At 70.3% G+C, this 13814-nt stretch carries 11 protein-coding genes; 8 read left to right on the top strand and 3 right to left on the bottom strand.

Annotated elements, in window-relative coordinates:
- The first annotated feature begins 193 nt into the window (after nt 1–193).
- On the top strand, nt 194–1801 hold the full coding sequence (locus ACGFJ7_RS10090) for a molybdopterin-dependent oxidoreductase (RefSeq protein ID WP_392641992.1): 1608 nt from the start codon (nt 194–196) through the stop codon (nt 1799–1801).
- 180 nt (nt 1802–1981) lie between these two features.
- Here the strand turns inward: ACGFJ7_RS10090 and ACGFJ7_RS10085 are convergent, their stop codons facing one another.
- Nucleotides 1982–2371, bottom strand: coding sequence for a WhiB family transcriptional regulator (locus tag ACGFJ7_RS10085; RefSeq protein WP_097322711.1), 390 nt, complete (start codon nt 2369–2371; stop codon nt 1982–1984).
- A 231-nt stretch (nt 2372–2602) separates the two neighbouring features.
- Between ACGFJ7_RS10085 and ACGFJ7_RS10080 the strand changes: the two genes are divergently transcribed.
- Nucleotides 2603–3451: a response regulator transcription factor gene (locus tag ACGFJ7_RS10080; protein WP_360245385.1), complete on the top strand. Its 849-nt coding sequence runs from the start codon at nt 2603–2605 to the stop codon at nt 3449–3451.
- A gap of 220 nt (nt 3452–3671) precedes the next feature.
- On the opposite strand, the gene ACGFJ7_RS10075 is transcribed toward ACGFJ7_RS10080, so the two are convergent.
- Nucleotides 3672–4079, bottom strand: a complete 408-nt coding sequence (locus ACGFJ7_RS10075; protein ID WP_360246528.1) for a DUF5319 domain-containing protein — start codon at nt 4077–4079, stop codon at nt 3672–3674.
- A 122-nt stretch (nt 4080–4201) separates the two neighbouring features.
- Between ACGFJ7_RS10075 and guaB the strand changes: the two genes are divergently transcribed.
- From guaB to ACGFJ7_RS10060, 3 genes are read left to right on the top strand one after another with little or no spacing between them, the layout of a single operon-like run.
- A complete protein-coding gene (guaB, locus tag ACGFJ7_RS10070; RefSeq protein ID WP_360245382.1) occupies nt 4202–5689 on the top strand; it encodes an IMP dehydrogenase in 1488 nt (495 codons plus the stop codon).
- A gap of 8 nt (nt 5690–5697) precedes the next feature.
- Nucleotides 5698–6816, top strand: coding sequence for a GuaB3 family IMP dehydrogenase-related protein (locus ACGFJ7_RS10065; RefSeq protein ID WP_360245379.1), 1119 nt, complete (start codon nt 5698–5700; stop codon nt 6814–6816).
- A 9-nt stretch (nt 6817–6825) separates the two neighbouring features.
- On the top strand, nt 6826–8241 hold the full coding sequence (locus ACGFJ7_RS10060) for a M1 family metallopeptidase (protein WP_392641873.1): 1416 nt from the start codon (nt 6826–6828) through the stop codon (nt 8239–8241).
- Nucleotides 8242–8244: 3 nt separating this feature from the next.
- On the opposite strand, the gene ACGFJ7_RS10055 is transcribed toward ACGFJ7_RS10060, so the two are convergent.
- Complete coding sequence (locus ACGFJ7_RS10055) at nt 8245–9312, bottom strand: LCP family protein (protein WP_360245374.1); 1068 nt, start codon at nt 9310–9312, stop codon at nt 8245–8247.
- A gap of 129 nt (nt 9313–9441) precedes the next feature.
- Here ACGFJ7_RS10055 and ACGFJ7_RS10050 point away from each other — a divergent pair, with 129 nt between their 5' ends.
- The 3 genes from ACGFJ7_RS10050 to guaA all read left to right on the top strand — a co-directional run bounded on the left by ACGFJ7_RS10050 (nt 9442) and on the right by guaA (nt 13814).
- A complete protein-coding gene (locus ACGFJ7_RS10050; RefSeq protein ID WP_360245371.1) occupies nt 9442–11229 on the top strand; it encodes a S8 family serine peptidase in 1788 nt (595 codons plus the stop codon).
- Between the two features lie 104 nt (nt 11230–11333).
- Entirely contained in the window at nt 11334–12257 is a 924-nt protein-coding gene (locus ACGFJ7_RS10045; RefSeq protein WP_392641871.1) for a S8 family serine peptidase, read from the top strand.
- Nucleotides 12258–12266: 9 nt separating this feature from the next.
- A complete protein-coding gene (gene guaA / locus ACGFJ7_RS10040; protein ID WP_360245365.1) occupies nt 12267–13814 on the top strand; it encodes a glutamine-hydrolyzing GMP synthase in 1548 nt (515 codons plus the stop codon).

The raw sequence follows: 13814 nt of genomic DNA, 5'->3' as shown, positions 1-13814 counted from the left end.
GGCTGTCGGTGTGCCGGTGGCGGCGTGAGGTTGGGATGGTCACTTCGTCCTGAGGCCGGTGGGAGAGCAGGATGGGGGTGTGAATCTTTCGGTGCGCTGTGGGCTGTCCGGGGTGGCGGCGGCCGCGGTGGCGGTGGGTGCCGCCGAGGTGGTCGCGGTTCTGACCGGGCCGCTGTCGGCTCCGCTGCTCGCGGTGGGTGGCGTGGTGGTCGACAACGTTCCGGGGCCGGTCAAGGACTTCGGGGTCCGGGTGTTCGGCGTGCACGACAAGACGGCGCTGATCGTGGGGACGGCCGTTCTGCTGGCGATTTACGCGTACGGGGCCGGGTTGCTGGCGGCCCGTCGCTGGTGGGCCGGGGTGGCGGGGGTCGGGCTGTTCGCGGCGATCGGGGTGGCGGCCGCCATGACGCGTCATGACGCGGGGGTGTTCGCCTGGCTGCCCACGGTGGCGGGGGCGGCGCTCGCCGTGTGGGTGCTGCGCAAGCTGCTTCAGCTGGCCGGAGCCCCGTCGGTCGCCACCGTCGGCAGCGCGTGGACGCCCGCCGCGACGCCGGCCGGACCGCGCGCGGCGAATGTCCGGGCGGGCGTCGCCGGCGTGAGCGCGGCGGGCGATGAAGGTTTGAGCGTCAGCGGGCAGGACAGCCCGCAGCGGGCGGACGGCCCGGACCACGACGGACCCGGGTCTGAGTGGCCGGGGGCCGGCCAGGACTCGTACGGGAAAGGGTCCGAAAGGCTCACCGAGAGTGAGCGTCGGCGGTTTTTCAAGACTCTGGGGCTGGCGGCCGGATCGGCGGTCGTGGCTGGGGTGGTGGGGCGGCTGCTGACCGGGCGGCAGGCGGTTCAGCGGGCGCGCAGCGAAGTGGTGTTGCCGCCGCCGCGGCAGGCGCCGCCCACTGTGCCGGCGGGTGTTCAAGTGCCGGGGGCGACGCCCTATGTGTCGAAGAATGCGAACTTCTATCGGATCGATACGGCGCTGTATCCGCCGCAGGTCGATCCGGCGACGTGGGAGTTGCGGATTCACGGGATGGTGCGGAATCCGATCACGCTGACCTGGGAGCAGCTGCTTCAGCGGCCGATGATCGAGCGCTATGTGACGCTCGCGTGCGTGTCGAACGAGGTCGGCGGGGATCTGATCGGTAACGCGTTGTGGCTGGGTACGCCGATCAAGGAGCTGCTGGACGAGGCGGATCCGCTGCCGGGGGCCGATCAGGTCGTTCAGCGGTCGGTGGACGGGTGGACCTGCGGTACGCCGACGGCCGTGCTCCGGGACGGGCGGGACGCGCTGCTGACGATCGGGATGAACGGGGAGCCGCTGCCGGTCGACCATGGGTTCCCGGTGCGGATGGTGGTGCCGGGTCTGTACGGGTATGTCAGCGCCTGTAAGTGGATCACCGAGATCGAGCTGAGCCGGTTCGAGGACTTCGACGCCTACTGGGTGCCGCGCGGGTGGTCGGCTCAGGGGCCGATCAAGACGGAGTCGCGGATCGACACGCCGCGGGACGGGGCCAAGCGCGACGCCGGGCCGGTGGTGATCGGCGGGGTGGCGTGGGCGCAGCACACCGGGATCGCGAAGGTGGAGGTTCAGGTCGACGACGAGCCATGGGCGGAGGCGACTCTCGCGGCGACCGTCTCGGTGGACACGTGGCGGCAGTGGAGCTACACGTGGCAGGCGACCGCGGGGGAGCACCGGCTGCGCGTGCGGGCCACCGACCGGAACGGGCAGACCCAGACGAGCACCCCGGCGCCGCCGGCGCCCGACGGGGCCACGGGCTGGCACGCCGTCAAGGTGACTATCGCCTGACCAGAACGCGCGCGTGCCACTTCGTTGAAGGCCGCACTACCGGTCCGTCTCGAAAGCGCAAGTCGCTCATACGGTGGCTTGCATGTCCACCGATGCGGTTGTTGAAGAACCGTCTGACAACCCGACCCGGCCCCCGGAGGGGGACCGGATCGTCATGATCATGCCGGGCGTGGGCCGGCGTCAGGCCGCCGGCGCCTGCCGCTGCGCCGGCACCGCCGACTTGTGGGGCCGGCCGAGGCGGGCCTCGAGACGAGCAAGGTCGACACGTCCGTGATGACGGTCGGCGAGGTCCTCCCAGCCGACAGCGAGCAGCCGCAGCCGCTCCGCTTCGCTGAAGCCTCCCCAGACCCCGTACGGCTCACGGACCGCGAGGGCGTGGGCGGCGCACTCGGCCCGAACCGGGCACGCGCCGCACATGGCCTTGGCTTTGGCCTCCCGGCGGTTGCGGGACGAACCGCGCTCACCGTCGGGGTGGAAGAACTGCGCACTGTCCCGGCCACGGCACAGTCCCAGTCTCTGCCAATCCCAGAGATCGGCGATGGGCCCGGGCAGTCTGCGAACGTTCGACATGAAAAACCCTCCTCCCGCGTGGCCACGCGGAGTGTGGTCATGAGGGCCCTTGCTCAGGCCTGCCGCCGTGGTACCCCGGTGATCCCTGAATCACACGCACCACGTCGATGTCTTCTGAAGCCGCATGACATCGGTCGAGCAACTGATACCGATCTTTCCCATTTTTTCCATCTAAAGCGCGTAATGCTGCGGCCCTCGCGTGATCTCCTCTGAGAGAGAAGGAGGATCACTGTGCGTACCGTCCTCGTGTGCGTCCGTACCCCGCTGGCGGCCCAGACCGTCGCGTCCACCGCGGCCCGGCTCGGCATGACCGGCGTCGTCCGGACCGCGGTCAGCGAGACCGAGGCCATGATCCGCCTGGCTGAACGGCCGGCTGAAGTGGTCCTGGCTGACACCGCCGTGACTCGTCCCGACAGCGTCGGCTTCACCCGGCGCGTCCTCGCCCGTGCCCCGCAGGCACAGGTCGTCCTCTTCGGTGCCGAGGACCCGCGCGTCGCCGCGGCGGCCGTGGCCGCCGGCGCCCGCGGAGTCATCCGTGGCGTGGAGCACGACCTGGTCAGTGTGGTCGCCAAGGCGCTGCTGCTGCTCCTGCTCCCGGTACGCCCGCAGGGCATGCCGATGAACGGGGCCAACGCCCAGCCGGCCACCGTGGCCGGGGGCGCCCGCAACAGCAATTCGACGGCGGCCCGGGCCGCCTATCAGAACGGTCTCAGCGTGGGTTCGCCCAACGCGGCGGCCGTGCCGGCCATGCTGCCCAACTCGCCGATGGTGCCGGCGCAGCGTGGTGATGCCCCGATCGATCCCGCCACCGGCCGGCCGATGGTGGCCTGGCCGGGCAACGAGACCCAGGTCGGCGTGGCCGATCCGGCGCCGGCCGGACGGCGGCTCACGCTCACCGAGCGCGAGTTGCAGGTCCTGCGGGGGATGGCCGACGGCAAGAGCAACGCCGAGATCGGCCGGGAGCTCTTCGTCTCGGAAGACACCGTCAAGACCCACGCGCGGCGGCTCTTCCGCAAGCTGGGGGCCCGAGACAGAGCCCATGCGGTGGCCGCCGGCTTCCGAGCCGGGCTGGTCGCTTAGCTAACTGCTCACCACGCAATCGCCGCCGGCGAGGAGGCGTGTGATTTTTCGACGCCCGCGGGGTTTGCGGGTGGCGGAAATTGTCCGCCTCCTCACCGGTTACAAGGCGATTGCCCGCGGAGCGAAGCGGAGCCAGCCAGCTCAGTGTTTGCGGGTGGCGGAAATTGCCCGCCTCCTCACCGGTTACAAGGCGATTGCCCGCGGAGCGCAGCGGAGCCAGCTAGCGCTGCGATTCCCCCTCGTCTGTTCCTTCGGTCAGGGTGTCGTGTACGCCGTCGGCGTAACCGCGGGCGTACTCCCATGTGACGTAGTGATCGGGGTCCGGGTCGTAGGCCGGCTCGTGCACGCGCGGGCGCCCGTTGGTCAGCAGATGGCGCAGGTTGCCGCGCAGCAGATCCCAGTCGAAGTAGTGCGGCTCGTGGCAGTCCTCACACTCGATGACGAGGCCGCGGATGCCGGTCGGGCTCAACAGCGCCTGGTAGATCTCCAGGTCGGAGAGATCCTCGAGGACGTCCTGACGTTCGGCCTCGGACAGCGGCTCGGGCTCGGCGTCCTCGCTGAGGTCGTCGAGCTCGGCGGCCGGGTCGGTGGGGTCGCCGTTGAACGGGTCGATCGGCTCTTCTTGCACCCCCATACCGTACTCACCTCCGGTAGATGTGTGCTGGCCCGCACGGCCGGTCCGTCCGCCCGGGTGTCCCGAGGTGGATAGGTACGATGAACCATCCGTCCTCTTGCAGTTAGGGATGCTCCGTGGAGACAGATTCCGCTCGTACGGTTCCGCTAGGTCTGACTTTCGACGACGTGCTGCTCCAGCCCGGCGAGTCGGACATCGTGCCCAGCCGGGTCAACACCAGGACTCGCCTGACCCGGAACATCGAGTTGACCATCCCGCTGCTGTCGGCCGCGATGGACACGGTCACCGAGGCGCGCATGGCCATCGCGATGGCCCGTCAGGGCGGCATCGGCGTGCTGCACCGCAACCTCTCGCCCGAGGACCAGGCGGCCCAGGTCGACCTGGTGAAGCGCTCCGAGTCCGGCATGATCACCAACCCGGTCACCTGCAGCCCGGACGACACGCTGCGCGAGGTCGACCAGCTGTGCGGGCGCTACCGCATCTCCGGTGTGCCGGTGACCGACGCCGACGGCGTGCTGGTCGGCATCGTGACCAACCGCGACATGCGCTTCGTCACCGACGAGAACGCCAAGGTCCGCGACGTCATGACCAAGATGCCGCTGATCACCGCGCCGGTCGGGGTGAGCAAGGACGAGGCCCTGGGCCTGCTGCAGAAGCACAAGATCGAGAAGCTTCCGCTGGTCGACGAGAGCGGCCGCCTGCGCGGGCTGATCACGGTGAAGGACTTCACCAAGAGCGAGCAGTTCCCCGACGCGACCAAGGACGCTCAGGGCCGGCTGCGGGTCGCCGCGGCGGTCGGCGTCGGCGACGAGTCGTACAAGCGGGCGCGCGGCCTGATCGACGCCGGTGTCGACGTCATCATCGTGGACACCTCGCACGGTCACCAGCGCCAGGTGCTCGACATGATCGCCCGCCTCAAGCGGGACACCGCGACCGACATCATCGGCGGCAACGTGGCTACCTTCGCCGGCGCCAAGGCCATGGCCGAGGCCGGCGCCGACGCGGTCAAGGTGGGCGTGGGCCCGGGCGCGATCTGCACGACGCGCATCGTGGCGGGCGTCGGCGTCCCGCAGATCACCGCCATCATGGAGGCGGCGCGGGCCTGCGGCCCGGCCGGCGTCCCGGTGATCGCCGACGGCGGCATCCAGTACAGCGGCGACATCGCCAAGGCGCTCGTGGCCGGGGCCGAGACGGTCATGCTGGGCGGCCTGCTGGCCGGCTCCGAGGAGAGCCCCGGCGACCTGATCTTCGTGAACGGCAAGCAGTACAAGTCGTACCGGGGAATGGGCTCGCTCGGCGCCATGCAGTCGCGGGGGCAGGCCAAGTCGTACTCCAAGGACCGCTACTTCCAGCACGATGTGCCGGAGGAGAAGCTGGTTCCCGAGGGCGTCGAGGGCCAGGTGCCGTATCGTGGGCCGCTGTCGCGGGTGGTCAGCCAGCTCGTCGGCGGGGTTCGCCTGGCCATGGGCTACGCGGGCGCCGAGACGATCCCTGACCTGCAGGAGCGCGGCCAGCTCATCCGGATCACCGCGGCCGGCCTCAAGGAGAGCCACCCGCACGACATCCAGATGACGGTAGAGGCCCCTAATTACCACTCCCGTTAGGAACTGAGATGCGCGACGTAGTGGAGATCGGTCTCGGCAAGACCGCCCAGCGGGGGTACCACCTGGACGACATCGCCATCGTCCCGAGCCGGCGCACGCGCGACGTGGACGACGTGTCCACCGAGTGGCGCCTCGACGCGTACCCCTTCAAGATCCCCTGCGTCGCGCATCCGTCCGACGCCACCATGAGCCCGGAGTCCGCGGTCGCCCTGGGCCGCCTCGGCGGCCTGGGCGTGCTCAACGCCGAGGGCCTGTGGACCAGGTACGAGGACCCGACCAAGATCCTCGAGGAGCTGGCGTCGCTCGACGAGGACGCCGACGCCACCAAGCGCCTCCAGGAGGTCTACTCCGAGCCGATCAAGCCGGAGCTGATCGCCGAGCGGGTGCGGACCATGCGCGAGGGCGGTGTCACCGTCGCCGTGCGGGTCTCGCCGCAGCACACGCTGGCCCTGGCCCCGGTGGTCCTCGACGCCGGCGTCGACCTGCTCGTCATCCAGGGCACCCTGGTCAGCGCCGAGCACGTGTCCACCACGGACGAGCCGCTGAACCTCAAGGAGTTCATCGCCGACCTCGACCTGCCGGTCATCGTCGGCGGCTGCACGGACTACAAGACCGCCCTGCACCTGATGCGCACCGGCGCCGCCGGCGTGATCGTCGGGGTGGGCGCCGACGAGTGGTCCACCACCGACACCGTCCTGGGCATCCGGGTGCCGATGGCCTCCGCGATCGCCGACGCCGCGGCCGCCCGCCGCGACTACCTGGACGAGACCGGTGGCCGTTACGTTCACCTGATCGCGGACGGTGGCATCTCCACTTCGGGTGATATCGCTAAGGCGATCGGGTGCGGCGCGGACGCCGTGATGCTCGGTGAACCGCTCTCGCTGGCCGAGGGAGCGCCCGCCGGAGGGGCCTGGTGGCACTCCTCGGCGAGCCACCCGCAGCTGCCCCGGGGTGGCTTCTGCATCGCCGGTGAGCCCGACGGCACCCTCGATGAGCTGCTGTTCGGCCCGGCCGACCGGCCCGACGGCCAGCTCAACCTGTTCGGCGGACTCCGGCGCGCGATGGCCAAGTGTGGCTACAGCGACGTCAAGGAGTTCCAGAAAGTCGCGCTGGTCCTCGACCGCTAACCTCGCGCCATGAGGCGTGCAGCGATGGTGCTCGCGGTCACTCTGGTGGCCGCGAGCGGGTGCTCGGGAGACGACGGCGGCAAGCCCGCGCCGGCGGTCAGTTCGTCGTTCAGCGCCGGCTCCGACGGGGCCGGCGACCCGTACTTCCCCAAGTACGGCAACGGCGGGTACGACGTCGCCGCGTACGACCTGAAGGTGAAGTTCGACCCGAAGACGGATCAGCTCACCGGCACGGCCACGATCACCGCGACCGCCACGCAGGATCTGTCGTCGTTCAACCTCGACCTGTCCAAGCTGGCGGTCAGCGCCGTGACGGTCGACGGCGCCAAGGCCACCTCGGCGGCCTCCGGGGCCGAGCTGACGATCACCCCGTCCGGCGGCATCGGCCGGGGGCGTGAGTTCACCACGGTCGTCGAGTACGGCGGTAAGCCGTCCCGCCTGGCGAACTCCACACTGGGCGACGGCGGCTGGCTCGAGACGGCGACCGGGGCGATCGCGCTGGGCCAGCCCGAGTCGGCCAGTACGTGGTATCCGGTGAACGACCACCCGTCCGACAAGGCGATCTGGCGGCTGGAGATGACAGTGCCGTCCGGGCTCGAGGCGATCAGCAACGGCGTCCAGGGTCCCACCCGGGACGCCGGCGGCTGGACGACGTGGACCTGGACCGAGAGTTCGCCGATGGCCAGCTACCTGTCCTACGTGGTGATCGGGCAGTACCGGATCACCACCGGCACCCACGGCGGCAAGCCGATGATCACCGCCGTCGCCGACTCGCTGCCGGCCGGCGGCCCGGCCGCGGCGTCGATCGCCAGGACCGGCGAGATCACCGACTTCCTGGCCACCAAGTTCGGGCCGTACCCGTTCGACGCCAACGGCGGCGTGGTCGTCGACGAGCAGCGGATCGGCTACGCGCTGGAGACGCAGAGCCGGCCGGTGTACGGGCCGTCGTTCTTCGCCGGCGGCGAGAACGAGACCGTGGTCGCCCACGAGCTGGCTCACCAGTGGTTCGGCGACAGCGTGGCGCTTCAGCGGTGGCAGGACATCTGGCTCAACGAGGGCTTCGCGACGTACGCCGAATGGCTGTGGGACGAGCACGAGAAGGTGCAGACCGTCGAGCAGGCCTTCGACGACACGTACGAGAACTACGGCTGGCTCCAGACGCCGGAGACGACCGGCGACCCGGGCGCCGGGCGGATCTTCGGCGACGCCGTCTACCAGCGCGGCGGCATGACCGTCTACGCGCTGCGCAAGACCATCGGCGACGCGGCCTTCGACAAGCTGCTCAAGCAGTGGACGGCTCAGCACCGCGACGGCAACGCCACCACCGACGAGCTGATCGCCCTGGCCGAGCAGGTCTCCGGCAAGCAGCTCGACGCCTTCTTCCAGAAGTGGCTCTTCGAGAAGGCCAAGCCGCCGAAGCCGTAGCTCCTATTTGTCGACGAGCTTGGGGTGGCTCGCCAGGTAGGCGGCGGCCTTGCCCTGGGCGACGGCGGTGACGAAGCCCTTGCCCTCGGCGGTCAGCCGCTCGCCGAGGTAGCCGCTGCCACCGCCGACCCCTTCGCCGGGCAGCGTGACCCGGGTGATGTCCTTCGCGGTCAAATTCCGCAGTGCGTACGCGTACTCGACCGGCCGCCGCCCGCCCAGGTAGACCAGCGTGTCGCCGAGCGCGGAGACCAGAGACTCGAGCGCGGCCGGATCGTCGGCCAGGTCGCGGCTCAGCGCCTTGTCGAACAGCGCCGAGACCAGCTGGCGCTGGTGGCGCTGCCGGTCGTAGTCGCCGTTGGGCAGGCCGTAGCGCTGGCGCGCGTAGTCGATCGCCTGCCAGCCGTTCAGGTGCCGCCGGCCGGCCTGGTAGACGGCCTGCGGTCCGATGTAGTCACCGCCGGAGAGCGGCCGCAGCGTGCCGTCCGGTTTGCGGTGCCGCGACTTGACCGTCTGGTCGATCACCAGGTCGACCCCGCCGAGCTGGGCGGTGAGCCGTTCCAGGCCGCCGAAGTTGAGGACCGCGCCGGCCTGGAACTTCTTGATGCCGGTGTACTGGCTGATCGTCCGCGAGAGCAGTTCGTAGCCCTTCTTGACGTCCCGCTTGTCGCCGGCGCCCCGGCTCATCGCCTCGGTGAGCTTGTGGTTGCCGCCGCTGTAGCTGACCCGCAGGTCGCGCGGCAGCGAGTAGAGGTAGGCCTTCCGCAGCCCGGGCTCGACGTGCAGCAGCATGACGGCGTCCGCGTGCGGCTGCCAGTCGGGGATGCTGACCCGGGTGTCCACACCGATCAGCAGCAGGTCGAGCGGGCCGGTGATGTCGGCCCCGGGCGAGGGCGGCGCCGTGGTGGGCGCGGCGCTGGGCGGCGCGGCCGTAGGATCCACCGAAGTCGACGGAGCGGGAGCGGCTTCGGGCTTGTCCGAGCCGGACCGGACCGCCCAGGCGATGCCCGCGCCGACGAGCAGCACCAGGACGACCGCCGCGCCGATCCATAGACCAAGCCTGCTGTTCCGCATGGCGGAACAGTAATTCAGGATGATCACCAGCTCAATGGTGGCCCTTTCCCGCACTGTGAAACCGGTCATTGTGTTTCACCCGATCGGCCGTACGCTGGCCGCCGCCATAAACGGGGGAGGCAGGCTTCGATGAAGCTCACCAAACGACGGATCACCGTCGGCGCGATCTCCACGACCGTCGTCCTGGCGATGACGAGCGTGACCACCTGGGCCATGGCCGACACCAAGGCGGCGGCCCCGCAGTCAAGCTCGCCGGTACGCCTGGTCGTCGGTTACAAGGACGGCGCCAACCGCGCCGCGGCCACCAATACTCTTTCCGCCGCGGGCGCGCACAAGCTCAACGCCTCCGCCGGCGGCCTCGGTCTGGACCAGATCGGCGCGTCGACCGTGCAGGTGCCGGCCGCGCGCAGCGCCGCGACGATCGCCGCCCTGCGCAGCGACCCGAACGTGGCCTACGTCGAGGTCGACCGGCAGCGCACGGCGTCGCTGGTCCCCAACGACGAGACCTACCGCGAGGGCGAGCAGCCCGAGATCGACGAGGTCCGCGCGCCGCTGGCCTGGGACACGACGACCGGCGGGGCCTCACCCGTCAAGATCGCGGTCATCGACACCGGCGTGAACGCGGTCGGCGACCTGGCCGGCGCCGTGCTGCCCGGCTACGACTTCGTCAACAAGGACGCGTCCCCGGCCGACGACAACAACCACGGCACCGAGGTCGCCTCGCTGATCGCGGGTCGCGGCAACAACACCAAGGGCATGGCCGGCATCTGCTGGACCTGCAAGATCATTCCGGTCAAGGTGCTCGACCGCCGCGGCAGCGGCTGGGACAGCGACGTGGCGGCCGGCATCACCTGGGCCGTCCGGAACGGCGCCAAAATCATCAACCTGTCGCTCGGCGGCCCCGGCTCCTCCAAGGTGCTGGCCGACGCGGTGGCCTACGCCAACACGAACGCCGTCCTGGTCGTGGCCGCCGCCGGCAACCAGGAGGACAACGAGCCGCTGACCACCCGCTCGTACCCGGCGGCCTACTACGACGTGGTCTCCGTCGCCGCCACCGCCCGCCGGTCGAACGCGCTGGCCTGGTACTCGTACCGCAACAAGGCGGGTGACAACTGGGTCGACCTCGCGGCGCCCGGCACCGTGACGGCCATGGACCGGTACGGCAACTACAACAACACGGTCGAGGGCACGTCGTTCGCGTCGCCGATCGTGGCCGGCATCGCCGGTCTGATCAAGGCGAAAAACCCGACCTTCACCGGCTGGTCGCTGATGAACGCGCTGTACAACTCGGCCGCCCAGCACAAGATCAGCGGTACCGGCGTGCTCTTCGGCAAGATCGACGCCAAGGACGCGCTGACCTACAACACCGACAAGGTGGCGCCGCGGCTGAAGACCATCAGCCCGCCGCAGAACGCGCTGGTCCGCGGCACGGCCACCATCACGCCGGCCGGCATCTCGGACAACAAGTCGGGCATCCGGATGGTCCAGCTCTTCGTGAACGGCGTGAACAAGGGCTACGCGGCCAAGGCGCCGTGGGGCGTCGCGTTCAAGACGAACGCCTACAACGGCGCGACCCGGGTCAACTTCCGCATCTTCGACAAGGCCGGCAACGTCACCACGACGCCCGTCCGCACGGTGATCGTGGACAACATCGCCCCGGCCGTGAAGATCACCTCGGCCCCGAAGAGCGGTTCGAAGATCAAGGGCACCGTGACCATCAAGTTCACCCGGTCGGACGCGCGGGGCATCAAGACGGTCCAGCTGCTGATCAACGGCAAGGTGTCGCAGGTGCGCTCGACGACCACCCCGTTCACCTTCAAGGCGAGCGCGGTGCCGAAGAAGACCACGGTGCAGCTGCGGGCGTACGACAAGGCCGGCAACGCGGGCCTCTCGGCCAAGTACACGTACAAGAAGTGAACAACCTGACCGCACCCGGGCGAGACCCGGACGGTCAGTGAGCGAACCGAAGTGAAGGGAGCCGGCCACTCTGGCCGGCTCCTTTTCGCTTTGGGGGTTCTCGCGTGCTCGGTCGGGTCGGAAAGCTGTTCGTGGGTCTGCTGGCCGGTGCCGCGATGTTCGTGGCGCCCACCGGGGACGCCGCGACGGCCTCGGCCGACGGCTGGTCGAAGCCGAACGACCCGGGCTTCTCGACCCAGTGGGGCCTCAAGCAGACGCGCGTCGACCAGGTGTGGAACACCGTCCGCGGCACCACGCGGGTGGTCGTGGCCGTGCTCGACACCGGCGTGAACCCGCTGCCCGACCTGCGCACCCGCATGCTGCCCGGCTACGACTTCGTCAACGGCGACAGCAACCCGGCCGACGACAACGGCCACGGCACGATGGCCGCCGGCGTGGTCGCGGCCGGCGGCGCCAACCGCACCGGCATCGCCGGCATCTGCTGGAACTGCCGCATCCTGCCGGTCAAGGTGCTCAACGCCAAGGGCAGCGGCAGCTACACCGCCATCGCCCAGGGCATCCGGTTCGCGGCCGACCGCGGCGCGACCGTCATCAGCCTGTCGCTGGGCGGCAACACCGACAGCGACCTCCTGCGCGACGCCCTGACCTACGCCGAGGCCAAGGGCGCCCTGATCGTCGCCGCGGCCGGCAACAAGGGCGTCTCCGCCCCGCACTACCCCGCGGCCATTCCGTCGGTCCTGGCGGTCGGCGGCGTCACCGCGACCGGCACTCGCTACAGCTGGTCCAACTACGGCTCGTGGGTCGACGTGACCGCGCCCGGCTGCAACCCGGCCCAGGGCCCGTCCGGCGCGATCGGCCAGTACTGCGGCACCTCGTCGGCGGCTCCGTTCATCGCCGGCGTCGCGGGCCTGCTCGCCTCGTCGCCGTCGCAGCCGACCGCCGCCCAGATCCGCTCGGCCATCGTCGCCTCCAGGACCATGCCGTCGGGCCGGGTCGACGCTCTGAAGGCCCTCCAGGCCCTCCGGTAAACTTCCCCGGTGAGCACTCCCCGACCCGTTCTCGTCGTCGATTTCGGCGCCCAGTACGCCCAGCTGATCGCCCGCCGCGTCCGCGAGGCGCGGGTCTACTCGGAGATCGTCCCGCATTCGATGCCGGTCGCCGAGATGCTGGCCAAGAACCCGGCCGCGATCATCCTGTCCGGCGGCCCGTCCAGCGTCTACGAGCCGGGCGCGCCCGTGCTCGACCCGAGCCTGTTCGACAACGACGTGCCCGTCTTCGGCATCTGCTACGGCTTCCAGGCCATGGCCCAGGCGCTGGGCGGCACGGTCGCGCACACCGGTTCCCGGGAGTACGGGCGGACCCTGCTCAGCGCGCAGGGCGGCACCCTGCTGCGCGAGCTCCCCGACGACCTGCCGGTCTGGATGAGCCACGGCGACAGCGTGGCGGTGGCGCCGCAGGGGTTCGCGGTGACCGCGTCGACGCCGGGCGCCCCGGTGGCCGCGTTCGAAGACCTCACGGCCAAGCGGGCCGGTGTGCAGTTCCACCCCGAGGTGGCGCACACCGAGCAGGGGCAGGAGATGCTCAAGCGCTTCCTGTACGACATCGCGGGCCTCGAGCCGACCTGGACGTCGACGAACATCATCGATGAGCAGGTGGCCGCCATCCGCGAGCAGGTCGGCGACAAGCAGGTGATCTGCGGCCTGTCCGGCGGTGTCGACTCGGCGGTCGCCGCCGCGCTCGTGCACAAGGCCATCGGCGACCAGCTGACCTGCATCTTCGTCGACCACGGCCTGCTGCGGGCGGGCGAGGCGGAGCAGGTCGAGAAGGACTACGTGGCCGCGACCGGCATCCGGCTCAAGGTGGTCGACGCCGCCGACACGTTCCTGGGCCACCTGGCCGGGGTCACCGACCCCGAGCAGAAGCGCAAGATCATCGGCCGCGAGTTCATCCGCACGTTCGAGGCGGCGGCCCGCGAGCTCGACGCCGAGCGGCACATCGAGTTCCTCGTGCAGGGCACGCTCTACCCCGACGTGGTGGAGTCCGGCGGCGGCACCGGCACGGCCAACATCAAGTCCCACCACAACGTGGGCGGCCTGCCCGACGACCTCCAGTTCGCGCTCATCGAGCCGCTCCGCACGCTGTTCAAGGACGAGGTTCGGGCCTTGGGTACGGAGCTGGGCCTGCCCGACGAGATGGTGCAGCGCCACCCGTTCCCCGGGCCCGGTCTGGCCATCCGCATCATCGGCGCGGTCGACCGGGAGCGGCTCGACCTGCTGCGCGCGGCCGACCTGATCGCCCGCGAGGAGCTGACCGCGGCCGGCCTCGACCGCGACGTCTGGCAGTTCCCGGTGGTGCTGCTGGCCGACGTGCGCAGCGTCGGCGTGCAGGGCGACGGCCGCACGTACGGTCACCCGGTCGTGCTGCGCCCGGTCTCCAGCGAGGACGCCATGACGGCCGACTGGTCGCGGCTGCCCTACGACGTGATCGCCAAGATCTCGACCCGGATCACCAACGAGGTGCGCGAGGTCAACCGGGTCGTGCTCGACGTGACGAGCAAGCCGCCGGGCACCATCGAGTGGGAGTGA

The organism is Actinoplanes sp. NPDC048988, assembly GCF_043197815.1.
In the GTDB taxonomy this organism is placed as follows: Bacteria; Actinomycetota; Actinomycetes; order Mycobacteriales; family Micromonosporaceae; genus Actinoplanes.
The sequence above is the reverse complement of the archived record's forward strand: the minus strand, read 5'-3'. Positions and strand labels throughout refer to the sequence as shown.